The following is a 25943-nucleotide window of genomic DNA, read 5'->3' on the forward strand; positions in this document are numbered from 1 at the left end:
GAACGGGAAAGTCTGGATCTGTGATTTCTCAGAGCGAGATACGCGCGAATTCCTCGAGCATGTCACGCAGGCTCATGCCGCTCGTGCCGCTGAGCACGCCCGAGCGCTCCCCCGGAGCCTGCTTCATCTTGGCGACGATGGCGTCAAAGAGATCGTCCTCGATCGAGCCCGGCACCAGCTGCTCCCAGTTTGCGGCATCGTACGGGCGCTCCTTGACAGCGTTCTCGGGGCGACCCGTCACCTCGAGCTCTGAGATGAACATGATCTCGCGCCGCTCGGGGCTGATGTAGTAGTGCTCCAAAAAATACTTGTTCGGGCGCACCTTGCCATCCTCGGCAACGGGGCCGCCCGTCGTGTTTTCCACGAGACGCACCCACGCCTCGATCATGCGCTCCCTGCCGCTGTTCGGACGCAGCACCCAACGTGAGTTTTTGGAGTCCAGATAGTAGGTAAAGCCGTTGTCCACAAAAAGGGTCTTGTATCGCGCCTTCTTCTCGCGTTTTTCCTCTTCTTTCTTCGCGTCACGCGCCGCCTTCTGCGCCGCCTTGGCGTCCGCTGCGGAGCGCTTCGCCGCGAGGCGCGCAGACAGCCCCATCGGCGCATTCGCCGTCTCTGCCGTCGCCGTGCCCTGCGCCTGCGCCGCCACAGCCTGTGCCTCCTCTGGCGCGGCGGCACTCACGCCGCTGCCGACGGCAAACGCCATCAGCGTCCCGAGCGCGATTCCCTTCCAATATTTCGTCATTCGTCGTCCCGCCCTTCCTGTCATCATTCATCATCGTGTCCGCCGTGCCCGTCCCCACGGGCAGCGTACATGGTGCATCAGCTTATTTATGTCATTCTAATTATTTTCGACACGAACTGCATAAACCCTTTATAAAAAAGGCAGGATTTTTTAGGGAAGCACTGATAAATTCAGCACCGCCATCTTAGAGCATCTTTTTTGCCCGCTCAATGCCTGCAAATCCTCCACATAGCTTTGGCTATGCGTCCGGTTTGCCTCCTCAATCGGACGAAAAAATCTACGCCAATCTGACGGACTTCATTTTATCAGCGATTCCCTAGAAGTACGGGTATTTTATCACACCTCAATATAAAAAGATACTGCTGCACGATATTTTCCAACTTCGTACAGCAGTCACACTATAAAATTGGTCGGCGCGTCGGTGCTCCTCCACCGCGCGGATAGGCGGCGGGCGTCTGCCGCTCCTTGGTCACCGTGAGAATCACGCGCACATCGTCGAGCCCCGGCAGATGCACGGGACGCGCCATAACGCGGCCGCCGCCGAGCACCTCCGCCGCGCGCCGCGCCTCCTTTTGCTCCGCGGCATAGGCGCGCCCCTTCAGCGCGAGCAGGGTGCCGCCGACGCGCACGAACGGCAGCGTATACTCGAGGAGAACGGGCAGCCGTGCCACGGCGCGGCTCACCGCGATATCGTACGCCGCACGGTGCTCCGCCGTATGTGCCGCCTCCTCCGCGCGCGCGTGGATGCAGCGCACATTCTGGAGCCCCATCGCCGCCGTCACCTCCGTGAGAAAGCGCACGCGCTTGTTGAGCGAGTCGAGGAGCGTCACCGTGAGATGCGGCGCATAGACCGCGAGCGGGATGCCGGGGAGTCCCGCACCTGTCCCCACATCGATCAGCGTCCGTGCCCCATCAAAGCGTGCGGCGTCGTACGCCGTCAGGCTGTCGATGATATGCTTGACCGCGACATCCTCGGGCGCGGTGAGTGCCGTGAGATTCATGCGCGTATTCCAGTCGAGGAGCATTTCATGGTAGACCGAAAACTGCCCAATCTGCTCCGCCGTCAGCGGGATGCCCGCCTCGGCCACGCGCGCCGCCAGGATCTCCTCAAACGCTGTCATACTGCCCCCTTTCTGCTCTCAGCCGCGAATCAGCAGCACCGACACATCGTTCACATTCGTCCCCGTCGGTCCCGTCACAATCAGCCCGCCCACATCGTTCAGCGCGGGATAGGCATCGTTCTCCGCGAGCGCCTCCGCCGCACTCCGCCGCTCCCGCGCGAGTGCCGCCGCCGTGCCGCCGTCCACGTAGCCGCCCGCTGCATCCGTCGGGCCGTCCGTCCCGTCACTCCCGACGCTGAACACCGCCACGTTCGGGATGCCGGCAATACCGTCCGCCGCCGCGAGCGCGATCTCCTGATTGCGGCCGCCGCGCCCCATGCCCTTCAGCTGTACCACCGTCTCACCGCCCGCGATATAGGCAAACGAGCCCGCGTGCGCGTGCGTACGGGCAATCGCCGCGAGGAAGCGCCCCGCCTCACGCGCCTCACAGTCGAGCTGATCGGTCAGGAGGATGGGGGTATAGCCGCGCCGCTCGGCCGCCTCGGCCGCCGCCGCGCACAGCTCGCGCACGCTGCCCGTGATGTGCGTCGTCACATTCGGCAGCTCCGACGGCAGCGGCGTATCGAGCAGCTTTGTTGCAGCATCAGATAGACGGATGCCATACTTCTTCACGACAGCGTGTGCATCCTCTGCCGTCGATGTATCGGGATATGCGGGGCCCGATGCGATCATATCGAGCGGATCGCCGAGAATGTCGCTCAGTACAATCGTAAAGACCTGTGCGGGCGCACAGTGCTCTGCAAACCGCCCGCCCTTCACGGCACTCATCCGCTTGCGCAGCGTATTCACCGCCACGATGTCCGCGCCCGAGGCGAGCAGCTGCTCCGTCAGATCCTTCAGCTCCTCCGCCGGGATCAGCGGCTTTTCAAAGAGCGCACTCCCGCCGCCCGAGAGGAGGAAGAGCACCGTATCCTCCGCCGTGAGCCCCTCGGTCAGGTCAAGCGCCTCCTGCGTTGCCGCAAACGAATTCGCATCCGGCACGGGATGTCCCGCCTCATGACAGGCAATGTTTGGTATATCGCCCTTGACATGTCCATACTTTGTAATGACAATACCGCGGTCAATACGACTGCCAAGCTCATCCGATGCCGCATGCGCCATCTGCCACGCCGCCTTGCCGACCGCGACCAGCACAATGCGCCCCGTGCCAAATGTATGCCCGCGCAGAGCCTTCTCCACCGCCGCATCCGGCAAAATCGCCGCCAATGATTCCTGTATGATGCCATCCGCATCGCTGCGCAGATTCATAATCATCGCTCCTTTTCTTCTTTTTTCTATTATATCACACGGTTCAAGAGGTGCCCTGCCTCTTGTCAATCAGCGGATCAGCTGTTATAATATAGACAAAAGGAACGCCTCAGGCGGCACCTTTCCGAATTGGTTTCAGTTAAACATGAAGAATAACCGCTCCACTTCTCAGGGCAGGGCGGTTATTTCTTTTGGGTTATCGCGAGAATGTAGCCTGTTGCCACGACGAGAAACACAATCGCGCCAATCTCAGACATTTCGCTCACCCCCTCTCGGGGGAAAAATGCCGCCGCGAGATAACTCTCGCCCAAGGACGTTCCTCATTCATTATAGTGGACGCCCACACGAAAAGTCAAACATATTATCGAAAAGCCTGTTTGGAGAACGCTCCTCCAAACAGGCTTTTATCATCGGAACACTCTCAGTTCACGACGTTCTCGGGCTTCCCTTCGATAAACGACCTCACATTGTCCGCCGTCGTCTGCATAATGCGCTCACGCGCCTCCTTCGTCGCCCACGAGATATGCGGCGTGATGATGCAGTTCGGCGCATGGAGGAGCGGGTTGTCCGCCTTGATCGGCTCGGTCGATACCACATCGAGCGCAGCATACGCGACCTTGCCTCTCGCGAGCGCCGCTGCGAGATCCGCCTCGACGATGAGCTGCCCGCGCCCGTTGTTGACGAGGATGACGCCGTCCTTCATCTTCGCGATACGGTCCGCGTTGATGAGTGCCTCCGTCTCCGGCGTGAGCGGGCAATGGAGAAAGATAAAGTCCGCTTCGCGCAGCAGCGTATCGAGCGGCACATAGTCCGCGAGCGCTCGTCCCTCCGCGCGCTCCGTGCGGCTGTAGGCGAGCACGCGGACGTTCATCGCGCGCAGGATGCGTGCGACGGCCTGACCGATGCGCCCAAATCCAACGATGCCCGCCGTCTTGCCGCTGACCTCGATCAGCGGACGCTGCCAATAGCAGAAGTCGATGCTCCGCGTCCAGTCCCCCGCATGCACGGAGTGATCGTGAAGTCCGACCTGCGAGCACGCCTCGAGGAGGAGCGCTATCGCATACTGCGCCACATTGTCCGTACCATAGACGGGCACATTCATGACAGGAATATTCTTCTTGCGTGCATACGCCGTGTCCACGACATTGTAGCCCGTCGCAAGCACAGCAATCGCCTTGAGGTTTGGACAGGCGTCGATGACCGCGCGTGTGAGCGGGGTCTTGTTCGTCACGGCGATCTCCGCATCACCGATGCGCTCCGCGATCAGCGGCGTCTCCGTGAGCGCCGTGCGGTCATAGACCGTCACCGCCCCCAGCGCCTCCAGCGGCGCCCAGCTGATGTCCCCCGGGTTCTCTGCATATCCGTCGAGCACAACAATCTTCATGACATTTCCTCCTCGACTGTCCTCCGAATCAATCCTTTTATCGCTTTTTCTATTTTACACGAATTTTCTCTCATGGGGAAGAAAATATTTGATTGACAATCGTCCGCCTTCCGTCTATCATCGTGACGACTTAGGGATTCACTGATGCGTTCAGCACCAATCCAAGAGACTTCATTTTATCAGCAATTCCTCAGGGAATCTCGGAGGATATAGGCCACACGTTCATGCCTCGGCATTTCACAACAGGAGGAAACGATGACGCGCGAACCACCAAAACACGGCGAGATCTGGCGCCACTTCAAAGGGAAGCTCTACCGCATTGAGACTGTGGCTGAGCACACGGAAACGGGCGAAATGCTCGTCATCTATCAGGCACTCTACGGGACATACGGCATCTACGCGCGCCCGCTCGCGATGTTCCTGAGCGAGGTGGACCGCATGAAATACCCCGGTGCCGCACAGAGGTATCGGTTTGAGCGAATCAATACGGCACACGACACATAACGCCGTGTGTATTTTACCCGCGCCCGACAGCAGGTATGCGCCACTTTATCGCGAATTACACCAAATCATACAGATACGAGCATGACAGGAATCATGCCAAGGAAGAACTGAACTGATTGAGAATGGAGAAAAATCTATGGATCAGGCAACACTGACGCTCATCGTCCTCGCCGCTGCGGCGGTGCTCTTTGCGACCGAGGTCATTCCGCTCGCCGTCACAGCGATGAGTGCGGCAATCGTCCTCGGGCTCCTCGGTGTGCTGACGCCGACACAAGTCTTTGCCGGGCTGTCGAACCCCACCGTCGTCCTCTTTGCGGGCATGTTCATCATCGGTGCAGCGATGTTCCAGACGGGACTCGCACAGCAGATCGGCATCGCCGTCGTCAGGCGCTCGGGCACAAACGAGCGCGCGCTGATGGCCGCCCTCATGCTCATCACAATCATCCTCTCGTCGGTCTCCTCGAACACGGCGACCGTCGCGTGTCTGATGCCCGTCGTCATCCAGATCTGCCGCACGGCACAGATCCCCGTCTCGCCGCAGCTTATGGCGCTCGCCATCGCCGCGAACGTCGGCGGCACGATCACGATGATCGGCACACCGCCGAATATCCTCATGAGTGCGACCCTTGAGACGGCGCATCTGCGCCCCTTTGGCTTCTTCGAATTCGCATGGATCGGCATCCCGCTCTCCCTCACGGGCATGATCTACATGCTCACGATCGGCCGCCATCTCTGTCCGCGTCACCTCGCACTGGAGAGTGCCTCCGAGGAGTCGGAGGAGGAGAAAAGCGATCCGCGCAAAATGGTCATCTGCGCCATCATCCTCATCGCCGTCGTCCTCGCCATGGTACTCGAAAAGAGCATCGGCGTCGACATGGAGACCATCGCCATCATCGGCGCACTCGCCTGTGTCCTGACGGGCTGCCTGACAGAAAAACAGGCGTATCGCGGCATCGACTGGACAACGATCTTCCTCTTTGCGGGGATGCTCCCGCTCGCCAATGCCATGGAGAGCAGCGGCGCGGGGCAGCTCATCGCGAATGTTGTCGTCGGGCTCATGGGCGATGCCCCCTCGCCGATGCTCATCATCACGGCGATGTTCATCCTCTCGTGCGGGCTGACCCAGTTCATGTCCAACACGGCGGCGGCGGCACTCCTCGCCCCCATCGCCATCTCCATCGCGCAGACCATCGGCGCGGAGCCGTACCCGATCGTTATGGCCATCGGCATCGCCGCCTCCTGCGCGTTCACCACACCGGTCGCGACCCCGCCGAACACGCTCGTCCTTGCCGCGGGACAGTTCCGCTTCATGGACTACGTCAAAATCGGCCTCCCGCTCGTCCTCCTCTCCCTCATCGTCTGCGTCGTCATCATCCCCCTCGTCTGGCCGTTCTGACACGCCAAAATTGCATAGAAAAAGCTGCCGCACGAAGTATCTCCTCGTGCAGCAGCTTTTTCTATGTTCCTCTATTCATCCTTCAACAGGCGCAATTCCTTAAAAATCTAGAACGAATATGTTGTACCAAAGGTGTAGGTTCTCTCGTTTGCCGCTTCACCTGCATAGTATTTGCGGTTAAAGAGGTTCTCAATGCCGAACTGCATTTTAACGTTCTCATTGAGCTTGTAATTGAGATACAAATTGGTTACGAAGTAACTGTCTTCCGAGCCATACTCTCCCGTAACGCTGTCCGCGCCCTGACGCGCGGCAATGTACTGGGCATCGAGTACGCCGTTAAATTTATTACGATTATATTCGATACCAAACCGCATCATGTGTTTTGGCAGATCCCAGTCACGCTCGGTCTTGCCGCCACTCGTATACTCACCGGACTCAAAGGTATAGTTAAAATACGCACGCCAGTCACGATGAAAACGGTGTTTCAGTTCAAACTCCGCCCCCTTGACCATCGCTTCGTTCAGATTATAGTAGGCACGCACGTTATTCCTCTTTGCAATCGCAATCTTGTCCTCCGTGTCCACGCGGAACAGCGTCAGTCCATAGGAGGTATTCCTACCGATCTTCTGCTTGACTCCCAGCTCAAGTGTACGGGAGATCTCCGGGGTCAGATCCGGGTTCGCCTGGATAGAGCTCGCACTGTTTCCCGCACGGCGATAGAGCCGATAGATCGACGGGGGATTAAAGGATTTTCCATAGCTTACATAGAGCATTGTATCCTTTTGCGGCTCATAGCTAACGGCAAACTTCGGACTCCACGCATGGAACGATGTGTCCTCGTAGTCCCTGCGTGCGGCTCTAATGTAGGAGTACCCGTCCTTCTTGTCGAAGCGGTCATAGCGTATACCGAGCTGAAGTTTCCAGCGTGCATCCAGTGCCAGCTCATCCTGCAAAAAGAGTGCCGACGACATCACAGAACCGCCGCTCTGCTGATACGGTGCGCCATAGGTCGAGCCCCAATCCTTCCAATGGAGGAGATCGAATCTGCGATAGCGCATTTTATCCTTCATCCACGAGAATCCGGCAAGCAGTGTATTGTTGCCAAGCGTCCACTTTTTCTGCAGATCCGCATTATAGTTCTTGGCCGGATACTCCGCACGGTCGCCGGCACCCGTCCAGTCAATATCCGTTGCTCCATCAGCACTGGAGTATCCATCCTTCCAAGTATTGCTGTAGCCAATTCCTGCCTTGAAACCGTTCTTTGTATCCTCATAGCGCAGTTTGTGAATATCCTGCTCCCGCTGGCCATAGTAGCCAAGAAAATCACCGGGCGAAGCACTGATATAGTTTCCGTTTGGCAGAAGGACAGTGCCTGAGAAAACAGGGAGCCCGGCGGCATCCCTGAAATAGGTGATGGGATCATGATAGGAGTACTGATACGAGGCATGCAGATAGGTGTAGCCAAGTGAGCGGTTCTTGTCAAACGCATAGTTCAGATCGACGAAGGTATTCTCACTGTCCTTCTTCTTTGCCCCACGGCTGCCTATAATATAGTCGCCATCAGACAGCCTCCTGAAGGAGCCGGTCGCATCGGGCGTATAACTTCCACTGTCTTCCTCCGCCGTTACGGCATGACCGACCCACCCGTCCGACGTACGCTTCTCATAGCCGACGCGGAAGGAAATATTCTTATCACCACCTGTGACCTGAAGTCCGCGCTGCCATGTATTGTTGCTGCCTCTCTGAAGATCGACCTGTCCATGGATCTGAGGTTTTGTCGCCTCTGATGCAGTCGGCTTCTTCGTGATGATATTGATGATGCCCGCGACGGCATGTCCACCATAGAGCGACGATCCGGCGCCACGAACGATCTCAATGCGATCAATATTGGTCAGTGGGATGGAGTCCCAATTGACACCTCCGTCAAAGGCAGTGTTCAGCATCTGCCCATTATACATGACGAGGATATCTGCGCCCGAAAATCCGCGTAGCATGACACCATCCTTGACTTCGGCTGTTGGTGCAACGTAAATGCCCGCCTCACGTGTCAGGGCATCGCGCAGACTAAACGCATGCCTTTTTTCAAGATCCTTCGCGGTGATGACCGTCACGTTAGCAGGGATTTTCATGCGTGGCTCTGCGATACGAGTCGCCGTCACAACGGTTTCGCCAAGGGTATGTTCATCTGGTGATGCGTGCACGTCCGCCGCGCCCTCCTGCGCCGCTGCCGGCACCGTCCATGCTGCGCTCAGTGTCGCCAATGCGACCGCAAGTGCCAAATTCCGTCGTGTCATTTCCATTCCCCCAAAATCACACAGATGACCGTGTACGCCCGCAAAAAAAGCCTGCCGTCCTGTCCATCGCAGGATGCAGTGGCGCGCGCCATGAGCGCACCGGCGTACGAGATTCGGTAGGTCTTCCGGCTCTGCTTCATCGTTGCCCTGCCTTCCCGGTTTCCCAGTGACATCATAGGGCATCCTCAGCATTACGGCGGCGGGACCGCATCGGCATTGCACCGATTTCCCTGTTACGCCCCGAGGGGCACCGAACCTGCTTATTTATATTTGCTATCGTAGTATACCGTAGGCATATCGCAGTGTCAATTACTTTTCACAGATTTCATTCGCGTACGCCGCGATCCCGTCCAGCCTCGTCAGGTGCACGGTTCAGCGTTCGATCTGCTGCGGATTCATTCGCACATACACAGGCTTTTCACGCTTTTCGCAATATGATATAATGAGAATCAAATTATATGATGCATCGCTGAACAGGAGGGTACTGCATGGCTGACCGCATTATTGCGCAGGCGGATCTTTCCGGGATATGGAACTGTCTGCGGGAGCTCGGTGAGTACATCGACACAACCAATTCCAACGTCATCACCGTCGGCAAGAATGTCGACGCGCTGCAGCAGGATTTCGATGCGCTGACGGCGGATTTCCACGCCTTCGTGCAGGCGCACCGCCTCACCGCGCGCGCCCAGCTCGCGGAGACTCGTCTCGTCAAGCTGCGGCAGGAGCTCGAGCAAAAGTACGGGCACTACGCCGAGATCCGACGCACGACGAAGGGCATCCTGCAGGCGAACGATCTCGCCATCGTGCGGCAGGAGACGGTGCGTGCGGCGGGCGAGGAGCTGATGCTGCGCGCACCCGAGTACTGGCTCGCGCCCGCGCTTGTCGCCCTCTCCGCCTGGATCAGCGACCACGAGGAGATCGCCGTGCGCGCGCTCCGCGAGGCACTGCGCCGTGACGAGGAGAAGACGGCGCTCTTCTTTGCCCTCGTCTGCCGCCGTGCGGGACGCGGTGCCCCTGCCCTGCACTGGGCGCAGCACTATCTCATGCGTCAGGATGAGACGGCACTCGACCGCAAGGCGATCCTCATCGTCGATGCGTATGCGAGCGGGCTCCTAGGCGTGGACACGGAGGGGCTGATTGCGCAGCAGCTCGACGCATGGCTCGCCCGCCTCTCCGAGCAGCCGGGCTTTGTCGAGGCGCAGGAGGGCCGCTGGAAGGAGGCGCTCTCCCTCATGAAGCCCGAGACGCCCGCCGCGTTCCACTATCCCTATCTCGAGGAGCACAGCCCGACCGTCGCCGATCTGAAGTCCACACTCGCCGGCGCGGAGCTGCACGGCAAATTTTACGCGCACGTCCAGCAAATCGTCATGCAGAACCCGCCCATGCGCACGCTGGTGCAGGAGCTCGACCGCGTCCTCACGAGCCTCGTGACGGATTTCGACGCGGCGGAGCAGCCCCTGCGCGAAGCGGTGACGTTCGAGCAGCTCGTCGCGGATGAGGGCGGCGACGAGACGCGCGCAAAGAAGGAAATGCAGCTCAAGCAGGAGGCGTTTGAGGAGCGGCGCGACTTTATGCAGCTCCTGACCGACGCCGCCATGAACCCGAAGGAGGCGCAGGCGAACGTCGCGACGCAGAAGATGGCGCTCGCCATATCCAAGGACTGGATGCTCTCCGCCTATCGCGACCACATCGCGGAGAACCGCGCCGCCGTGCCGCACAGCATTGCGCTGCGCATCGGAGAGTTCGAGGGGGAGACGGAAAACGGCGAGAACGAGGAGGAGCTCCTGCGGCAGTTCGCCGCGTGGAACGACGCCATGCGCGACCGCGAGCTGGCAAAGCTGCGTCTGACCGGGAAGCAGGAGCTCTGCAAGTGGGCGGGCATCGTCCCCATCGTCCTCGGGTTCTATCTCGGCGGTGCGGTCGGGCTCGTCATCGGCGCGGTCATCGGCGTGCTCATCTACCTGAACTACCGCAGCGCAAAGCGCGCCCTCGAAGCGCAGCGCGAGGAGCTGCAGGAGCACTTTGCCGAGCAGGGCAAAACAGGGGCGGAGATCGTGCGCGGCCTCCTCGCCGAGGTCGTGGACTACCGCGAGGCATACCGCGCGCTCGACGCCGAGAGCCAAAAGACGCTGGATTACCTCATGGCACTGGACGTTTCCGCCTTCCGCACCGTCCGCGAGGGCGGCCGCAGGATGCAGATATAGGAGGCATACGATGAACGAGCAAAATCCGTTTGCTGCGATCCCCACAAGCGATGCGGCAGCGCACGGCGCAGCAACCCCCGCCGCGCAGGACGCACGAAGCCCGCAGGAGAGGCGCGCCCGCGGCGAGTCCGAGGTGCTCGCGGCGGGGCTGCCCGCGTGGAACCTCGAGCCGCCGACCGCGCCCGTGCGCAGGAGACGCGCATGATCGCCCCGCCGCGCACCTACGCCCAGTGGGCGGCGCTCCTAACGACATTCGCTGCGGGGACGGCGGACGAGGAGGCAGTGCACGCCATGCGCGCGGGGACGCTCGTGTGGCAGTCGGGCGTCGCCGAGCGGTTCACCCAGCGGCTGCTCGATGCCCTGAACACGCGCATCCAGAAGGACGGCGACACATTTTCGCGCGACCTCGCGCGCGCGTCCGCCGAGCAGGATACCATCGCGGCACTCCTCGCCCAGCGGCGCAGATTTCGCACGCTCTATGCGGCGGCCGATCTCCCCGCCCTCCCCGCCGCGACGCGCAAAGAGACCATTGCTGCCGTACAGACGGCGGCCGACCGCACGCAGGAGTCCCTTGAGGCCTCCGCAAAGACAGACCGCACGGGGCGCATGAGCGCACTCGTGCGCAGCCACAGGGTAAACGTACTGGAAACGGAGGCGTTCTCATGACCGCACGACAGACGTGCAAGGAGCTGCTCGCGCGCTACGGCATCGCACGGATCCCCTTTATCACGCTCCACACCGTCGAGCGCGCCCGCGCGCTGACACTGCTCAAAGAGGTCGCAGAGGAGCTCTCCCTACCCTTTTGCATCCATACCCTGTCCAAGGGCGTCTACGACCTCGCCACGGACAAGGTGCTCAGCGACGACAAGTCCGTCTATGGCGCGCTCGACTTCATCGGCGAGCAGATGAAGCACCGCGCGAACACGACCCTCGTTCTGACCGAGACGCCCGACCTCTCGACCGACACGAACGACGCGCGGCAGCTCCTCGACCTCGTGACCCTCGCGAACGAGACGGGCGGGCAGATCATCGTGCTCACCACCGCCCCCATCTGGAACCGCCTCCAGCGCCTCGGGCTGCGTCTCGAGCTCCCGCTGCCCGACGAGGACGAGATGGAGCAGATCGTGCGCGGCTACATCGACGACTACCGCGGCGAGATCACGATCGAGTGGACGGACGCCGACATCCGCGAGGCGGCCTCCATCCTCTGCGGCGTCACCGCCATCGAGGCAGAGAACGTCATGGCGGCGCTCATCGCGAAAAAATCCATCCGGCGGGAGGACATGGACGAGGTGCGCACGGCGAAGGATCGCCTCTTTTCCGACATCTCGGGACTGGAGAAGATCACCGTCGACGAGAGCGTCCGCGACGTGGGCGGGCTCACGGGACTGCGGAACTGGCTCGACGAGAAACGCCTCCTCTTTACCGCGGAGAAACGCAGCCTGCTGCGGGAAAAGGGACTCAAGTCCCCGCGCGGCATCCTGCTCGTCGGCGTGCCCGGCTGCGGCAAGTCCCTCTCGGCCAAGGCGATCTCCGCCAGCTGGAAACTCCCGCTCTACCGCCTCGACTTTGCGACCGTACAAGGCAGCTACGTCGGGCAGACCGAGCAGCAGCTGCAGAGCGCACTTCAGACGGCGGAGAACGTCGCGCCGTGCATCCTCTGGATCGACGAGATCGAAAAGGGACTCTCGGGCGCGGGCAGCTCGAACGACGGCGGCGTTTCCACGCGCATGGTCGGGCAGTTCCTCTTCTGGCTGCAGGAGTGCCGCAAGCCGGTCTTCGTCGTCGCGACGGCGAACGACGTCTCCATGCTCCCCTCGGAGCTCCTGCGGCGCGGGCGGTTCGACGAGCTCTTCTTCATCGACCTGCCGACCGCCGACGAGCGCCGCGACATCCTGCACCTCTACATGCGAAAGTATCTGGGGCTCGACTTCGCGGGCGCATTCGCCGACACCCTCGTCGCAATGACCGACGGCTTTACGGGCGCGGATCTCGAGTCCACCGTCCGCGACCTCGCCTACCGCGCCATCGCGAACCCCGCGTTCAGCCTGAGCGCAGAGAACCTGCGCAGCGCCTTTGAAAACGTCGTCCCGCTCTCCGCGACCGCGCCGGAAAAAATCGCCGCCATCCGCGACTGGGGACGCGAGCGTGCCGTCCCCGCGAGCGGACGCCCCATCGGCAGCGAGACCGAGCTCAAAAAATCCGCCGAGATGCGCACGCGCAAGGTACTGGTGTAACTCCCCCGACAGAAAGGAACGAACATGCCGCGACCACTACTCCACCGAAATCAGACGGAACAGACGCAGGAAAGCCGCCTGAGCCTGACCGCCGCCCCCCGAGAGACGCAGAGAGAGGCGCAGGAAAACGCCGTGCAGCTCGCGCGCCGTCTCAAAGAGCCGCGCTCCAAGGCGTACATCGACGCCATCCACAAGCTCGATGCGGGCGGCGCGACCATGAGCACGGCGGAGCGCGACGCCATCGTCGACGCCATCCGCGCGGAGTTTCCCGACATCGTCAACATCGCATCCATCCCCATCGGCATCGTCGCGCAGTGCTTTCTCGGCGCACCCTACGAGGTGCACACCATCAACATCACCGGGGGCATCATCATGCACTATAAGCGCGGCGAGCCCCTCCCCGAGGGCATGGAGGGCGCACGTTCGCTCGCCGCACACGGCGGCTACGAGTTCGTCGAGGTCTACAGCGACGGCACGTACCGCGCCATCAGCAGCAATGGCGCCGTCTCCGTCGTCCATCCGCACTGAGGAGCGGCGGGGTGCTGCCCCGCCATCGGGCGCGCTATGCACAGTGAAGGGGCGCATAGCAGCCCCCTCTCTCCTTGATAGCAATATTCAGAAACGTCAAAAGTGGGTGACCAAACGGAAATATTGTGGTATACTGTGGGCATGGAAAACGTCAACAGTATCCTTTCTTTGTCGATTTTTAAGGAGAATTGCCCATGAAACGCGAAGAAGTCGTCCATCATCTCGAAGCCTTCGACCCCGAGATCTACAACCTCCTGCAGGAAGAACGCCAGCGCCAGCGCTACACACTCTCGCTGATGCCGAACATGAACGCCATGTCGCCGTTCGCAAAGTATCTTGAGGGCAGTATCCTCACGAACAGCTTCTTTGACCGCAGCGACGAGACCCCGACCGGCGGCCTCCACCTCGAGGCCATCGTGCGCGACCGTGCAAAACAGCTCTTTCACAGCGACCACGCCATCGTCCGCCTCGGCAACATCGTCGCCGCCTCACGCGTCGTCTTTCAGGCGCTCCTCGCAGAGGGCGACATGGTACTCTCCCTCAACCTGCGCAAAAAGGATCACGTCGCGGGACTCTCCTACCGCTTTGAGAACTACGGCATCGAGCCCGGCACGCAGGAAATCGACTGGGGAGCAGTGCGCGCGCAGGCAGAGCGCGTCCGGCCGCGGCTCATCATCTTTTCCCCGGTCAGCTTCCCGCGCACGATCGACTACCAGATCCTCTATGAGATCGCACAGACCGTGGACGCCTACCTCTGGGTCGACATCAGCCAGAGCGTCGGCCTCGTCGCATCCAAACTCATCCCCTCGCCCGTCCCCCTCGCCGATGTCGTCACGTTCTCCACGCGCGACTCCCTGCGCGGGCCCGACGGCGCCGTCGTCCTCACGAAGGCGGAGCTCGCCTCGCGCATGGATGCCGCCGTCATCAACACGGGGCATGAGGCACTCCACATGAACCACCTCGCCGCGCTCGGCGTCGTCCTGCGCGAGGCAGCCAGCGAGCGCTACCGCAACTACGCCGAACAGGTCGTGCAGAACGCACAGGTGCTCGCGCGCACCCTCGCCGACCACGGCGCGTCCGTCCTCTGCGGCGGCACGGACACACACCTCGTCCTCGCCTCCACGGCGGCGGGCGTTGACATCGGCACGGCGGTCAAGGTCATCGGACAGATGGGCATCCGCGTCAAACTCGACACCATGCCCACGATGGATCCGGGACTCTTCCTCCACGCCCTGCGCCTCTCGACATCGAACCCGACGACCCGAGGAATGCGCGAGGAGGACATCGCCTACATCGGCTCCCTGCTCGCAAAGCCGCTCTCGACCGTCCTCACACCCGAGCAGATCGAGGCAACGCGCAAGGAAATCGTCGCCCTCGTCAAAGACGCCCCCCTCTTCGCCGACGAGTGGATGGGCGATTCTGAGAGCTAAGGAAATATTGATAAATTCTTTTGTCGCATGATTGGCCTCCGAAATATTATAATAGAGGGAAACAGCAGCACGACGAGAGAGGCAACATCATGGTGCAGCACCCCTTTACTGAAATGGAATGTCGATTGTTAGGGAAGAGCTGATAAAACAGGCCCGTGGATTAATGCAGATTTTTTCCTGTCAAGGAGACAAACCGGACGCATAGCAGAGGCTATGTGGAGGATTTGCCGACAAAAAAGGGGGGCAAAAGGATGCGCTAAGATGGCGGTGCTAAATTTATCTGTGCTTCCTTAATATGGAGGGATGAGATGATGTTCGGAAGACAATATTTCAAAAAGATAGGCATTGTGTTCTCTTTCTGCTTATTTATTAGTCCTATATGTGTTGCTCAACGTCCCGTGGAATACACAAGGAATCTCGGAGCTATTCCGATAAGTTGTTCTATATACAAGGAGCAGACGTCAATCAATGGTATCTGTGTAGGGGATTCTATGAAAAAACTGCTTGCTGCTTTTGGAAAGCCGTATCATACGTCACAATCAGACCATAGAATAGACCTTTCCTACAAGGGAGCAAGTATTCAATTGACCGCATGGGATTTGGATGATAATTATATCGTAACCTCAATTACCGTAGATGGGAGAGGCGACTTTAGTACAGCAGATGGTGTGCGTGTCGGAATGTCAGAAACTGTATTATCCAAAATATACGGCACAGCAGATGGTGTATCTACGGAAAGACATAAGGCCCCGAAGCTTTCTGAAAAAGATAATGAGGAGTATCGGAAACGTTTCGACAAAACGATATATGCATATAATGTAAACGAGTCTGTGACAATGTGGTTTACGGTAAAGAACGGTATGATAACCTCAATTAAAGTTCGTGCCAGTGAATAGTGATATACGCAAACGCTGCAGATAGGAATCACTGAAACATACGGTATGCCAAGATGGTCATGTCGAATTTATCAGTGCTTCTTCCTAAGTCTCTACACACACAGACAAAACGCGCCTCTCCGTCCATGTACGGAGGGGTGCGTTTTCGTTGTGCTATGCCTTTTTTTCGAGCATCTCCTGCATCTCCCCAAGGGTCTTCATCGGATCGGCATAGAGTGCATACCCCATCATGGATGAGGCCGCGAATTTGATGGCGAACGGATACTGCTGATGTGCAACAAGATTTGCCATTTGCTCAACCGCTGCTCTTAGCCTTGTCTTGTCCGGATCATGGTTCGCGATGAGAAAGATCAGCTCGATGTTCTCTTCGGATATCGTGATATGATGCTTTTTCTCCGCCATATCCGAAATCAGTCCAAGCTCGCATTTCTGCCGGAACACCTTCGCCATATCCGCACAGAACTGATGCATCGCTGCGCCGTCGACAAATGCCTGAACATCATTCAGATGAGCGACCAGCCCCGCCGAACCATCCAGCGCGTCATCTCCATACTTCATCTCGATCACAGCGAGCGTCGGTGCTCCCTCGTCCTTTCGGGCAGACACGGTCGACGGCCATTTCACAGCGACCATATCAAACCGCGCATTCGTCCCCTCTGCATCGCGATAGACATACTCCACATCAGCGATATAGTAATCCGTTGCATGCGAGATCGCGCCATGCCGATTATTCTCCCGTACGACGACCTGCTGGAACTCCCGCTCATACTTCCGATTCTCCGCGAACCAGACATCCATCGCATGCTTATACAGCGGGATATGTTTGACCGCCGTGCAGATCGAAGGATTTGCCGCCATCCCCGCATCATACTTCGTATCGAACGTGAGCGTATAGCCAATCGCGCTCCGGTCAATGCGGAAGAGGCTGCCGCCGCGATAGTAAATATTCGCCGCGTACTCCCCTCGAAACTCCAAATCAAGGGTGTCATCATGCTGCACGTACGTGAGCAGTTCGTGAAGCGGGCCACCCTTTTGAAAATCATTGAACATCTCTTCGCCCAATGCTCTTTGAACCATGCCCCTCACCTTTCTCTTCCATCAAAAGAATATTGCTTTGACAAGAATAAAACAATATTACTTTTCTTTCAAGTTCTGAAAAATATTTTTCTTTTTCTGGTTGACATTATCAATCAGAGTATATATAATCTAAATATGCTCACAGACAACTAAGGAATCACTGATAAAATGAGGTCTGCCAGATTGGCGTAGATTTTTTCGTCCGAACGAGGTGGAAAACCGGACGCAGAGTGGTGCTCTGTGGAGGATTTTCCGCCGAAGTGCGGGCAAAAAAGATGCGTCAAGATGGTTGTACCGAATTTATCAGTGCTTCCATAAATTCATTTCATCAAGCAAGAATATGTGAGGAGCGTTATCATGAAAAATATCCAGCTCTTACTGAACGACGATGAGTACGCCCATATTGCAGAGGCCGCGGAGAAGCAGGGCATTCCTGTCCTCGCGCACATCCGCGCGCTGCTCCTCGGCACGGAGGATGCGTTTGCGGCGACATACGCCGACACATTGCGCCGTGTCGAGGCACTGACGCCGGGGACAAAGTTCAGCCTAAAGGCCCTCTTCGGCACAGACTGGACAATGCCGCGCGGAACCAAACTGACCCTCGGCAGAGCGTTCTACGACATGGTCGACGGCGGCAAGGTCACCGCGGCCAAAGCACTCGGCAAGGACAGCTCAAACATCATGCAGTACGTGCGCGTGTAAAGGAACACGCACGGAATAAGAGAGAAAACGGAGGAACACATGAATCTCAAGGAAGCATTCCAGATGCAGAAGATCCTCAGCCGTCTGCTGGAGGAGGCTGCCTCATATCTGGACGATACGGACAACGTCATGACGGTGACGGAGAAGCATCTCCGCAGCAAGGTCGTCCCCGAGCAGGCGGACGAGGACGTGGACTGCAGCGAGAAGTTCTACATGGCGTACAATCCCATGACTGTGCTGCGCGCATGGCACGCCCTCATGGAGGAAAAGGAACGGCTCGGGCGCGCCATTACACAGGCAAAGACGACAATGACGCTGAACTTCGACACCGCCGCCGAGGAGAACAAGGCACGCCGCCGCTTCCTCAAGACGCTCGCGCACCTATCCGAGCAGCGTTCCACGAGCAGGATGAAACGCGGCGCCGGGAAGGGCTACGTCTTTAACAAGGACGGCAACCAGACCCCCTACTGCTACGACATCGAGGTAGTAAAAACGATCGACTACGATCGGAATGCCGTGCGCCGCATGCAGGAGGCACTTTCAAAAACGGCAGCGGATACGTCCCGTGCGCTTGACGAGGCGCTCCTCAATGTGCAGGTTGACTACACGCTGCAGCTCCCGATCACGATGCCTCCCCTCGGCGAAGACAGCGCCGAACGCCGCCTCATTGAACGCATCTTCGGCTGCGATGGCACCTCCCTCACGGAGATCATCGAGGCACTGGAAGGGAAGTAGCGAAAACAAGGGCGCCCCTTTCGGCTCGCTGCGCGCGCCACTTCCCCCGCAGCGACGGGGGAAGTGAATATCCCGCCATTTCAACCTCCCCTGCGCGAGCGGGGGAGGGGGACCGCGTAAGCGGTGGTAGGGGCGAAAACGGAAAAGATGCACCAAAATAGCGGCTGCTCCGGCAGGGGCAGGGATTCCACTCCCGGTTCAGGTGCAGATGAACAAAGAGGCTGCACACCCCCTCTGTGTGTATCCGCACACAGAGCCCAAAACATGGTATAGACACTCCCTGTGAGGAGAATTCAAATACCACCCCCGCGCCGCGCCTTGGCATCGGCGGACCATGCCGCAGGGCGGATGAACGCGGGGCTGGCGGGAGAGACCGCCACCACACTTCGCCGTGTAAAACGCAATGCCCGAAACACCCAACGGCGTCCCTGAACGCACAGGGTACGGATGCAGACTGCGCCGTACAGCACCCTGCCGCAGACACACGCCGCGTCAATGCCCCGTCCGCACGCACTTTCCCCAACACCAAAACACGCTTTCGCCCCCTGAATATATGTACGCTTTCGCCGCCTCCTGCGGGAGTGCGGCACAATGGGGAGCCCCCTGCCTCTGCCGGAGCAGCCGAAAGAATCAAAAAAGACGCCCACATAGGCGTCTTTTTTTGTGGAACGATTCTTTATCTGATGTGCCGCTGCCGATGCCGCACGGATCTCCCCTTCCATCGGCGTAGGTTGGCACAGAATGTATGGTCTCAAAGAATCTCCGCGCGGATATAGCCCTCGCGCACGCCGCCGTCGCTGCACGTGATGTCCTCGGCGGCAAAGGTTTCCGCGAGGACGCGGGCGATGATCATGCCGGGGACGATGTTGTGGAGGCGGTCGGGCGCGGCGCGCAGGAGGAGGGCGGTGTCGCGCTCCTCGAGCGGACGGCCGCTGCCGAGCATGGCAATCATCGGTGCGAGTGCTGCCGCAGCGATACATCGCTGTGGCTCCATCGGATAGAGGAGTGCATGGAGGCGGCTCGTGCTGCTGAGCACTCCGCCGAGCCCGACGAGATGCTGGGCGCGCAGGGCGCACACCGCAGGCATCTCCACGAGGATCTCCCACACATCCGCCTCGATCGCCGCACACTCCGCGGGCGTCGGAAAGAGCCCCGTCACATGGGCGCGCCGCAGGGCGAGCGAGCCGAGCGGCAGACTCCACCGTTCCTGCATCGTGCCCCCCGCAAAGGAGACGATCTCCGTGCTGCCGCCGCCGATGTCCGCCATGATGCCATCCGCATAGGGGATGCTCGCCGCCGCCCCGCGAAAGGCGTACGCCGCCTCCTCCGCGCCCGAGAGCACGCGGATGCGGACGCCCGTGCGCCGCTCGATCTCCGCGAGCACGGTAGCGCGGTTCGTCGCTGTGCGCAGCGCCGCCGTCGCAAAGGCATGGACGCGGCCGATGCCGAGGGCGTCGATGAGATCCACGAATCCGCCGAGGATCTTTATCGTCAGGTCAACGCCCTCGCGCGTGAGCCGCCCATCGTCGAGGCAGCCCGCAAGTCCCGCCGTGTGCTTGCGCTTCATGAGCATCGTAAACGTATCGCCCTCGATCTGATAGACCGCCATGCGGATGGTGTTCGAGCCGATGTCGATGATCGCGTGGAGCATCGTGCTACCTCTTGAGCCCGCTGCCCGGGATCGGCACAATCACGCGATAGTTGTCGGGCATCCCCTCGGCAAAGAACGCCCGCGCCCCCGCGAGCGCCGCCGCGGCCGTCAGCTCCGCATAGATACCGTGCTCCCCGAGCGCCTTTGCCGCCGTCAGGATCGCGCCGTCCTCCACGGCGATCGCGTCTCCCTGACTGCTGCGCAGCGCCCAGAGAATCGCCTCCATGCGCGGCGGCTCCTCCACGCGGATGGTCTCGGCGATCGTATGCCGATACGGCGTGCGCGGGAACCCGTGAAACGCATCGACGACGGGCGCGCACTTCGTGCTCTGCACACCGACGAAATGCGGCAGGCGGCCAATCTCCTCGAACCCCTGATAGAGCCCGAGCAGCATCGTCCCGTTTCCGATGGGGACGAAGATATAGTCGGGCACGGTGCCGCCGAGCTGGTCATAGATCTCATACGCCATGCTCTTGACCCCGTCGATAAAGAGCGGGTTGTAGATATGGGAGGCGTAGTAGGCATCGCCGAGCTCTTCCTGCGCCATCTCCATGGTATGTGCACGGCCATTCGGCACACGGACAATGTCCGCCCCATACGCCGCAATCTGCTTGACGCGCTCTGCCGACACATCGTCAGGGACGTAGACGCGGCACGCGATCCCCGCCGCCGCCGCATACGCCGCCACCGCCGCGCCCGCGTTGCCCGCCGTGTCCAGTGCCACCTTGTCGATGCCGATATGCGCCAGCTCCCCGATGAGCCGCTTTGCCCCGCGATCCTTGAACGATCCAGTTGGCTGACGATCCTCCATCTTGAAATAGAACCGCCGCCCGTCCATCATACGCGGCAGGAGGGGCGTGGGCACCTCGCCGAGCGTCACCCCATCATGGACATCCTTTGCATCCATCGCACTCTGGTACAGACGGAACAGGCCGCCGCACTCACATTGAAAAGAATGCGTCGCAACGGGATACTCCTTTTTGCATTGCTCACAGAAAAAGTGCATCGTAATCCTCCTATTCCTTCCCATCAGCAGGCGCAGCAGGTGCGCCCGCCGCATATATCGGCGGATCGACATCCTCGGTCAATGCATGCATCCCGAACATCGTCGTCAGTGTCTCGCGCGTGAACCCGTACGTAGACGCCGAGAAATCCTGCCGCGGGTCGTAGCGGTTGTTCGGCGCGCCGAGGAGCCCGCAGACTGTATCGTACATCATATCGTTGGTGAAGTACGCATCCTGCCGCCCCGTCAGTGTCGCCGTACGGCGGGGCATCGCGGCGCGGTATTCGGGCGATAGGTAGATGAACATGGGAATGCGCACCATATCGAACTTGAACACATCGGGATTGTGCGAGATCTGCAGATTCTCCCCATGATCGGAGAAGTAGACCATCGCGCGCAGGTTCAGATTCTTCTCCGCATAGGCAAAGATCTCCGCGAGAATATGATCCGTATAGAGAATGCTGTTCGCGTAGGACGGCGCACTCGTCGCCGTCGAGTCACCCGCCGCCGAGACAAATTTCGCCCACGTATCGGGGTAGCGGTTGTTGTAGTAGATATGACTGCCCATCAGGTGCAGAACAACGAAGTTATTTGCCTTTGGATCAATACGCGTCAGATACGGGAGCAAGCTCTCGTCATACTTTGTCGTGAAATTGTAGGAATCGTCCGTCCACTCCGCTACGTCCGCCGTCTTGGCGACCATCGTGATCGCACTGTCGAACTGCCCGTATCGCCCCTGATTGCTGAACCAATACGTCTTGTAGCCGATCTTCTTCGCCACATCGAGGATCGACGCCGACTCATAGAACTCCTTGTCGTTGTACTGACTCTTCTCCGTCAGCGCGCGCTCCAGCACGGGGACGGTCTGCGTCCACGAGGAGTAGACATTCTGATAGATCAGGAATCCGTCCCGGCTCGCCATACTCTCCAGCCACGGCGTATCCTCGTACGGGAAGCCCGGCGTATAGGCGTGCATATAGTCGCGCGACGCCGACTCACCGATGATAAAGATCACCGTCCCCGGCGCACGTGCGGCAAGCGTATTCTCCAGATCAATGATGAGCGACTCGTAGCGCTCGCCCTGATTTAGTCCATACGACTGCGTCTCCTCGACATACGAGGTCACGTCCTTGTATACCCCTGCAATCGAGCACTCGGGCACGAGGGCAAAGAGAACGCCTGCCGCGGCCACCATAACCGCGACGAGCGCGCCCATGCGCGAGCCCTCCGCGCTCGGATAGATATGGCGCGCGAGCACGAGGTAGCTGCGGTAGAGGAGATAGACAAAGAGGAGCAGCAGCACCCCGATGCCAAGCGCGGGCAGCGTCCCCACCGTCGACTCGATGTAGTCACCCGCCTCGTGCCAGTTCGTCAGATAGAGCGCCATCAGTGAGGCGGGACTGAGCGCGTGCCAGACCGTCATATAGTACGCGATCTGCGTCAGCGGGATGAGTGACATGAGAAAGCCGAGCACAGCGAGCAGTGCCGCCGTCACGCGCCGATGGCCGAGCCGCAGGAACGCCCCGCCGAGTGCGGCGAGCGCAATCATCTGCGCCGTCCCGATAAGAAAGTCAAAGTAGATCAGTGACTTGTACCAGTCCTGATGGTACGTCCACGCATAAAGCAGCGGGAACGTCAGACACCAGAGCAGCCCCGGCACCATCGCCCCGAGCATCCCGCGCGAAAAGAGTGAGACGCCCGTCCCATACTGCAGCAGCATAAGGACAACAAGGACAGGAATGAGCCCGGGGAGAAAATACTCCGCGCCCATGTCCTGTCCCATATTGATATAGGCGGCGACCATGACCAGAAAATAGATGCCCGCCGCCGCCGCATAGCGGATCCACTCATTGGTCCGCTCCACACTTAGCTTCATGAACGAATCCACTACTCCATAATAAAGATCTCAAGATCCTGCCGACCGAAGGACAGTGCCTCCGCGTGTGTATCAAAGGCAACGTCGATACGATAGCCGTTGATTGCATAGCCGATGTCCTCTGCCACAGCCTCGCCGTAGCCGGGGATAAAGACGTGTGTCCCGAGAGGGATCACGGACGGGTCAACGGCGATCACGCCGTGGCGCACGAGCGTCCCCGTCGCCGTATGGCTGCCGTTGCCGGGATCGTACGCACTGTACGCCGTCGCCGACACATAGACTGAGCGTCCACCGCCGCGGCTCACCTGTGGGGGGCGCTCCTCGACGATGCCGAGCGCCGCGGGGTCATAGTCCGCCCCGCCCGACAGCGCGTGGTAGGTCGCCTCGCCGCAGATCCCATCCACGGTGAGCTGATGCGCCGCCTGACAGCGCTCGATTGCCTCGCGTGTCATGGGGCCCGCGATCCCGTCCGCTGCCCCTGCAAGATAACCGCCCTGAATCAAAAGCTCCTGCACGTGCTTTACCGCACCGCCGCGCATCCCCTCCTTGACGAGGATATGTGCTGCCTCGGCGGGCATCTGCACCACCAGCGGTGCACAGACCGCCAGCGCCGTTCCCGCCGCGAGACTGCGGCGCAGCGTCCGCTGTGTCCGGCGCATCACGCGTCGACGGCCAAAGATATGTTTCACCGCGAAAAGGAGTTTTCGTATCTGTGTCATTCGGATGCTCCCTTCATTTCTCAACGCGCTGCAAGTCATTCCCCCATCGGCGGCACGCCTCATACGCTTCGATTGGCCGTATGGAATCCGTGCCCTCCACGCAGCGCATCCATTTCTTTTGATGGAAATATTTTACTATAAAGAAGGAAATCCGTCAAACCTGCGCCAACTCAATCGCAGGAGCACGCGCGATCAGCCCGTCCTCCGCCGCGTACCGATAGAAGCAGCGCAGCCCCTCCAGCGTCTCCGCGTCCAGCTGCCAGACCACGGCGTGACCGAGATACGCCGTCAGCTCCGCGCGCGTAAAGCGCCCATCCGCGAGCACCTCGCCGATCGCCGCGTCCTTTACGCGCTCCCAGTGGCGGAACGCCCCTGCGATGCGTCTATGCACCATACGGAGTGCCGCGGGATGCGCCGCCGCGAACGAACGCGCCGCCGCCCAAATCCCAAACACCATGCGCAGCCCCGTCAGACGCGTCCACTCGCGCGCGAGATCGTAGATATAGATCCCCTGCGGCGCATGATGATAGAGCTCCAGCGCATCATCGCCGATAAACATCGCCGCTGCCGCACCATCCGGCACGGGGTCGTCGGGCGTGAGCGACCGCACCTCATACGTCGGCGCAGCATCATAGAGGCGATGCAGAATGATCTTCAGCAGCACATGGGACGAGGCGGACTTGTCCGAAAGCACGACGCGCTGCACCCCGATCTCCTCCGCCGGCACACGACTGACGAGAAGCACGCTCCGCACATCGCCGTCCGAGGCGATGCACACATCGGGCAGAATGAGCAAATCATCGGCATGATGCGCGTATGTAATCGACGAGACCCCCGACACATCGAGATGCTTCGCCTCAAGACGGTCGTTCAGCTGTGCTGGCACCGCACGCAGGATATCCAGCCCCTCCGCCGCTCCATGCGCAAGCGCATACGTCAGCGGCAGCACATTGAGAAACGCAATATGACCCACGCGCGGCACCATGCGCAGCCCTCCTCTGAATCGAAGGAATCACTGATAAAATGAGGTATGCCAGATCGGCGTAGATTTTTTGTCCGATTGAGGCAGCAACCCGGACGCATAGCAGAGGCTATGTGGAGGATTGCTAACGAAAAGCGGGCGAAAAAGATGCGTCAAGATGGTCGTGCCGAATTTATCCGTGCTTCCTTAAGTTACACCTCTATTATAATCCCAATGCGCCAAAAAATACAGTATGTTGAAAATATATCTTTCCCATTTGTTTGGTCGTCTCTAGGAAAATACTGATAAAGGCGTTCCTCGGTTGCCTTCCCTCGTGCGCTTTTCTCTCATAAGCATAAGAAAAAATGCTGCTGTACGAAGTTTTCGCTCCGTACAGCAGCACCGCCATCACACCAACAGTTTCACATCGTGCTCGTCCAGAAATCTTTTCCACTCCTCCGACGGCTCACGGTCGGCGGCGAGGTAGGAGAGCGCACTGATGTCGCCGAAGTGCACCAGTGCCGTCTTGTCGAATTTGCTGTGGTCGGCCAGCAGGATCACGCTGCGCGCCTGCCGCATCATCACCTCTTTGACCTCGCTCTCGCTCTCGTTGGACTCCATCAGCCCCTTGGCGAGGTCGAGCGCCTTGCAGCTGATGATCGTATAGTCCGCATGATAGCCCGCCAGCATCCGCGTCGCCGCAGGCCCCGTCAGCGAGCAGGAACTCGCACGAAAGTTCCCGCCCGTGCAGATCATACGGAAATCACTCGAACGAAAATCGTACATCAGCCGAACGGAATTGGTGATGACGGTGATGTTCGCCTTCTTCACGAGGCGGCTCAGCAGCATCTGACAGGTCGTGCTGGAGTCCACCATAATGGTGTCCCCCTCGTGGATCAAGGGGTGCGCCGCATCGGCAATCCGCAGTTTGCTCTCCTGGTTCTGCCCGCTGCGCCGTACAAATGAAAGATCCTCACTCGTCGCCTCCGCGAGGACCGCGCCGCCATAGCTTCGATGCAGCAGTTTCTTTTGTTCCAGCTTCTCCAGATCACGGCGGACGGTCTCCTCCGTCACATGAAATGCCTCTGCCAGTTTTCCCACATACACCCTGCCGTCACGTGTCAGCATCTCCATCACGCGCTGCCGCCGCTCTACGCCCAGCATAGCAAACCTCCTCTATGGAATGAAAAATACCGATTCCTTCCGCGTGAGAAAGGAATCGGTATCGTTATGCG

Annotated in this window: 25 protein-coding genes, 1 pseudogene and 1 riboswitch; of the genes and pseudogenes, 12 read left to right on the top strand and 14 right to left on the bottom strand. The window is 59.6% G+C overall.

What is annotated here, in order from left to right; all coding sequences use genetic code 11:
- Nucleotides 1-28: 28 nt before the first annotated feature.
- The 4 genes from ADJ74_RS03665 to ADJ74_RS03680 all read right to left on the bottom strand — a co-directional run bounded on the left by ADJ74_RS03665 (nucleotide 29) and on the right by ADJ74_RS03680 (nucleotide 4495).
- A complete protein-coding gene (locus ADJ74_RS03665) occupies nucleotides 29-742 on the bottom strand; it encodes a hypothetical protein (protein WP_050341970.1) in 714 nt (237 codons plus the stop codon).
- Nucleotides 743-1140: 398 nt separating this feature from the next.
- Nucleotides 1141-1863 carry a 16S rRNA (guanine(527)-N(7))-methyltransferase RsmG gene (rsmG, locus tag ADJ74_RS03670; protein ID WP_050341972.1) on the bottom strand — a complete coding sequence of 241 codons (723 nt, stop codon included), beginning with the start codon at nucleotides 1861-1863 and terminating at the stop codon, nucleotides 1141-1143.
- An 18-nt stretch (nucleotides 1864-1881) separates the two neighbouring features.
- Nucleotides 1882-3117 carry a glycerate kinase gene (locus tag ADJ74_RS03675; protein ID WP_050341974.1) on the bottom strand — a complete coding sequence of 412 codons (1236 nt, stop codon included), beginning with the start codon at nucleotides 3115-3117 and terminating at the stop codon, nucleotides 1882-1884.
- 415 nt (nucleotides 3118-3532) lie between these two features.
- On the bottom strand, nucleotides 3533-4495 hold the full coding sequence (locus tag ADJ74_RS03680) for a D-2-hydroxyacid dehydrogenase (protein ID WP_050341975.1): 963 nt from the start codon (nucleotides 4493-4495) through the stop codon (nucleotides 3533-3535).
- A gap of 255 nt (nucleotides 4496-4750) precedes the next feature.
- Between ADJ74_RS03680 and ADJ74_RS03685 the strand changes: the two genes are divergently transcribed.
- Together ADJ74_RS03685 and ADJ74_RS03690 are read left to right on the top strand one after the other, a co-directional pair.
- On the top strand, nucleotides 4751-4999 hold the full coding sequence (locus ADJ74_RS03685) for a DUF1653 domain-containing protein (RefSeq protein ID WP_006690657.1): 249 nt from the start codon (nucleotides 4751-4753) through the stop codon (nucleotides 4997-4999).
- Nucleotides 5000-5135: 136 nt separating this feature from the next.
- Nucleotides 5136-6395, top strand: coding sequence for an SLC13 family permease (locus ADJ74_RS03690; protein ID WP_050341978.1), 1260 nt, complete (start codon nucleotides 5136-5138; stop codon nucleotides 6393-6395).
- 107 nt (nucleotides 6396-6502) lie between these two features.
- On the opposite strand, the gene ADJ74_RS03695 is transcribed toward ADJ74_RS03690, so the two are convergent.
- Together ADJ74_RS03695 and ADJ74_RS11225 are read right to left on the bottom strand one after the other, a co-directional pair.
- Nucleotides 6503-8689 (bottom strand): TonB-dependent receptor, encoded by a 2187-nt coding sequence (locus ADJ74_RS03695; RefSeq protein ID WP_253271719.1) that lies wholly within the window; start codon nucleotides 8687-8689, stop codon nucleotides 6503-6505.
- Entirely contained in the window at nucleotides 8686-8829 is a 144-nt protein-coding gene (locus tag ADJ74_RS11225) for a hypothetical protein (RefSeq protein WP_157040583.1), read from the bottom strand. The genes ADJ74_RS03695 and ADJ74_RS11225 overlap by 4 nt, the downstream gene beginning before the upstream one ends.
- Nucleotides 8787-8959: riboswitch (cobalamin riboswitch) on the bottom strand. It overlaps the preceding gene by 43 nt.
- Before the next feature lie 218 nt (nucleotides 8960-9177).
- Between ADJ74_RS11225 and ADJ74_RS03700 the strand changes: the two genes are divergently transcribed.
- The 8 genes and pseudogenes from ADJ74_RS03700 to ADJ74_RS03730 all read left to right on the top strand — a co-directional run bounded on the left by ADJ74_RS03700 (nucleotide 9178) and on the right by ADJ74_RS03730 (nucleotide 15984).
- Entirely contained in the window at nucleotides 9178-10893 is a 1716-nt protein-coding gene (locus ADJ74_RS03700) for a hypothetical protein (protein WP_050341982.1), read from the top strand.
- Between the two features lie 10 nt (nucleotides 10894-10903).
- Nucleotides 10904-11098, top strand: a complete 195-nt coding sequence (locus ADJ74_RS03705) for a hypothetical protein (protein WP_050341983.1) — start codon at nucleotides 10904-10906, stop codon at nucleotides 11096-11098.
- Entirely contained in the window at nucleotides 11050-11559 is a 510-nt protein-coding gene (locus ADJ74_RS03710; protein WP_232294851.1) for a hypothetical protein, read from the top strand. The genes ADJ74_RS03705 and ADJ74_RS03710 overlap by 49 nt, the downstream gene beginning before the upstream one ends.
- Nucleotides 11556-13130, top strand: coding sequence for an AAA family ATPase (locus ADJ74_RS03715; RefSeq protein WP_050341987.1), 1575 nt, complete (start codon nucleotides 11556-11558; stop codon nucleotides 13128-13130). The genes ADJ74_RS03710 and ADJ74_RS03715 overlap by 4 nt, the downstream gene beginning before the upstream one ends.
- Nucleotides 13131-13154: 24 nt before the next feature.
- Nucleotides 13155-13658 carry a hypothetical protein gene (locus ADJ74_RS03720; RefSeq protein ID WP_050341989.1) on the top strand — a complete coding sequence of 168 codons (504 nt, stop codon included), beginning with the start codon at nucleotides 13155-13157 and terminating at the stop codon, nucleotides 13656-13658.
- 194 nt (nucleotides 13659-13852) lie between these two features.
- A complete protein-coding gene (locus ADJ74_RS03725; protein ID WP_050341991.1) occupies nucleotides 13853-15088 on the top strand; it encodes a serine hydroxymethyltransferase in 1236 nt (411 codons plus the stop codon).
- 170 nt (nucleotides 15089-15258) lie between these two features.
- Nucleotides 15259-15382 (top strand): annotated as a pseudogene (locus ADJ74_RS11695) (secretion protein HlyD); the annotation flags it as partial.
- Nucleotides 15383-15579: 197 nt separating this feature from the next.
- Nucleotides 15580-15984 carry a hypothetical protein gene (locus tag ADJ74_RS03730; RefSeq protein ID WP_157040584.1) on the top strand — a complete coding sequence of 135 codons (405 nt, stop codon included), beginning with the start codon at nucleotides 15580-15582 and terminating at the stop codon, nucleotides 15982-15984.
- Between the two features lie 153 nt (nucleotides 15985-16137).
- Here ADJ74_RS03730 and ADJ74_RS03735 read toward each other — a convergent pair whose 3' ends face one another.
- Nucleotides 16138-17061: a hypothetical protein gene (locus ADJ74_RS03735; protein ID WP_157040585.1), complete on the bottom strand. Its 924-nt coding sequence runs from the start codon at nucleotides 17059-17061 to the stop codon at nucleotides 16138-16140.
- A 357-nt stretch (nucleotides 17062-17418) separates the two neighbouring features.
- On the opposite strand from ADJ74_RS03735, the gene ADJ74_RS03740 reads away from it, so the two are divergent.
- Nucleotides 17419-17763: a single-stranded DNA-binding protein gene (locus ADJ74_RS03740; RefSeq protein WP_040572557.1), complete on the top strand. Its 345-nt coding sequence runs from the start codon at nucleotides 17419-17421 to the stop codon at nucleotides 17761-17763.
- A 39-nt stretch (nucleotides 17764-17802) separates the two neighbouring features.
- The gene (locus ADJ74_RS03745; protein WP_050341995.1) at nucleotides 17803-18498 is read left to right on the top strand and encodes a hypothetical protein; all 696 of its coding nucleotides are present in this window, start codon (nucleotides 17803-17805) and stop codon (nucleotides 18496-18498) included.
- 293 nt (nucleotides 18499-18791) lie between these two features.
- On the opposite strand, the gene ADJ74_RS11230 is transcribed toward ADJ74_RS03745, so the two are convergent.
- From ADJ74_RS11230 to ADJ74_RS03775, 7 genes are all read right to left on the bottom strand, one after another.
- The gene (locus ADJ74_RS11230) at nucleotides 18792-19253 is read right to left on the bottom strand and encodes a hypothetical protein (RefSeq protein ID WP_157040586.1); all 462 of its coding nucleotides are present in this window, start codon (nucleotides 19251-19253) and stop codon (nucleotides 18792-18794) included.
- Entirely contained in the window at nucleotides 19250-20149 is a 900-nt protein-coding gene (locus ADJ74_RS03750; protein ID WP_050341997.1) for a phosphatase, read from the bottom strand. The genes ADJ74_RS11230 and ADJ74_RS03750 overlap by 4 nt, the downstream gene beginning before the upstream one ends.
- A 4-nt stretch (nucleotides 20150-20153) precedes the next feature.
- On the bottom strand, nucleotides 20154-21155 hold the full coding sequence (locus tag ADJ74_RS03755; protein WP_050341999.1) for a pyridoxal-phosphate dependent enzyme: 1002 nt from the start codon (nucleotides 21153-21155) through the stop codon (nucleotides 20154-20156).
- 10 nt (nucleotides 21156-21165) lie between these two features.
- Complete coding sequence (locus tag ADJ74_RS03760) at nucleotides 21166-23028, bottom strand: phosphoethanolamine transferase (protein ID WP_050342001.1); 1863 nt, start codon at nucleotides 23026-23028, stop codon at nucleotides 21166-21168.
- An 11-nt stretch (nucleotides 23029-23039) separates the two neighbouring features.
- Nucleotides 23040-23747 carry a peptidoglycan-binding protein gene (locus tag ADJ74_RS03765; protein ID WP_039981239.1) on the bottom strand — a complete coding sequence of 236 codons (708 nt, stop codon included), beginning with the start codon at nucleotides 23745-23747 and terminating at the stop codon, nucleotides 23040-23042.
- 154 nt (nucleotides 23748-23901) lie between these two features.
- Nucleotides 23902-24732 carry a menaquinone biosynthesis protein gene (locus ADJ74_RS03770; protein ID WP_050342004.1) on the bottom strand — a complete coding sequence of 277 codons (831 nt, stop codon included), beginning with the start codon at nucleotides 24730-24732 and terminating at the stop codon, nucleotides 23902-23904.
- A 384-nt stretch (nucleotides 24733-25116) separates the two neighbouring features.
- On the bottom strand, nucleotides 25117-25872 hold the full coding sequence (locus tag ADJ74_RS03775) for a DeoR/GlpR family DNA-binding transcription regulator (RefSeq protein WP_050342006.1): 756 nt from the start codon (nucleotides 25870-25872) through the stop codon (nucleotides 25117-25119).
- Nucleotides 25873-25943 lie beyond the last annotated feature (71 nt).

Origin of the sequence: Selenomonas sp. oral taxon 478 (assembly GCF_001189555.1) — a bacterium.
GTDB lineage: Bacteria > Bacillota > Negativicutes > Selenomonadales > Selenomonadaceae > Centipeda > Centipeda felix.

Coding starts and splice junctions, on each gene's coding strand:
- ADJ74_RS03750 (WP_050341997.1), bottom strand. CDS start 20,149: ATGCTCCACGCGATCATCGACATCGGCTCGAACACCATCCGCATGGCG.
- ADJ74_RS11225 (WP_157040583.1), bottom strand. CDS start 8,829: ATGAAGCAGAGCCGGAAGACCTACCGAATCTCGTACGCCGGTGCGCTC.
- ADJ74_RS03725 (WP_050341991.1), top strand. CDS start 13,853: ATGAAACGCGAAGAAGTCGTCCATCATCTCGAAGCCTTCGACCCCGAG.
- ADJ74_RS03715 (WP_050341987.1), top strand. CDS start 11,556: ATGACCGCACGACAGACGTGCAAGGAGCTGCTCGCGCGCTACGGCATC.
- ADJ74_RS03740 (WP_040572557.1), top strand. CDS start 17,419: ATGAAAAATATCCAGCTCTTACTGAACGACGATGAGTACGCCCATATT.
- ADJ74_RS03665 (WP_050341970.1), bottom strand. CDS start 742: ATGACGAAATATTGGAAGGGAATCGCGCTCGGGACGCTGATGGCGTTT.
- ADJ74_RS03730 (WP_157040584.1), top strand. CDS start 15,580: ATGAAAAAACTGCTTGCTGCTTTTGGAAAGCCGTATCATACGTCACAA.
- ADJ74_RS03695 (WP_253271719.1), bottom strand. CDS start 8,689: ATGACACGACGGAATTTGGCACTTGCGGTCGCATTGGCGACACTGAGC.
- ADJ74_RS03675 (WP_050341974.1), bottom strand. CDS start 3,117: ATGATTATGAATCTGCGCAGCGATGCGGATGGCATCATACAGGAATCA.
- ADJ74_RS03760 (WP_050342001.1), bottom strand. CDS start 23,028: ATGAAGCTAAGTGTGGAGCGGACCAATGAGTGGATCCGCTATGCGGCG.
- ADJ74_RS03720 (WP_050341989.1), top strand. CDS start 13,155: ATGCCGCGACCACTACTCCACCGAAATCAGACGGAACAGACGCAGGAA.
- ADJ74_RS03745 (WP_050341995.1), top strand. CDS start 17,803: ATGAATCTCAAGGAAGCATTCCAGATGCAGAAGATCCTCAGCCGTCTG.
- rsmG (WP_050341972.1), bottom strand. CDS start 1,863: ATGACAGCGTTTGAGGAGATCCTGGCGGCGCGCGTGGCCGAGGCGGGC.
- ADJ74_RS03685 (WP_006690657.1), top strand. CDS start 4,751: ATGACGCGCGAACCACCAAAACACGGCGAGATCTGGCGCCACTTCAAA.
- ADJ74_RS03680 (WP_050341975.1), bottom strand. CDS start 4,495: ATGAAGATTGTTGTGCTCGACGGATATGCAGAGAACCCGGGGGACATC.
- ADJ74_RS03690 (WP_050341978.1), top strand. CDS start 5,136: ATGGATCAGGCAACACTGACGCTCATCGTCCTCGCCGCTGCGGCGGTG.
- ADJ74_RS03765 (WP_039981239.1), bottom strand. CDS start 23,747: ATGACACAGATACGAAAACTCCTTTTCGCGGTGAAACATATCTTTGGC.
- ADJ74_RS03755 (WP_050341999.1), bottom strand. CDS start 21,155: ATGCACTTTTTCTGTGAGCAATGCAAAAAGGAGTATCCCGTTGCGACG.
- ADJ74_RS03735 (WP_157040585.1), bottom strand. CDS start 17,061: ATGGTTCAAAGAGCATTGGGCGAAGAGATGTTCAATGATTTTCAAAAG.
- ADJ74_RS03775 (WP_050342006.1), bottom strand. CDS start 25,872: ATGCTGGGCGTAGAGCGGCGGCAGCGCGTGATGGAGATGCTGACACGT.
- ADJ74_RS03700 (WP_050341982.1), top strand. CDS start 9,178: ATGGCTGACCGCATTATTGCGCAGGCGGATCTTTCCGGGATATGGAAC.
- ADJ74_RS03705 (WP_050341983.1), top strand. CDS start 10,904: ATGAACGAGCAAAATCCGTTTGCTGCGATCCCCACAAGCGATGCGGCA.
- ADJ74_RS03770 (WP_050342004.1), bottom strand. CDS start 24,732: ATGGTGCCGCGCGTGGGTCATATTGCGTTTCTCAATGTGCTGCCGCTG.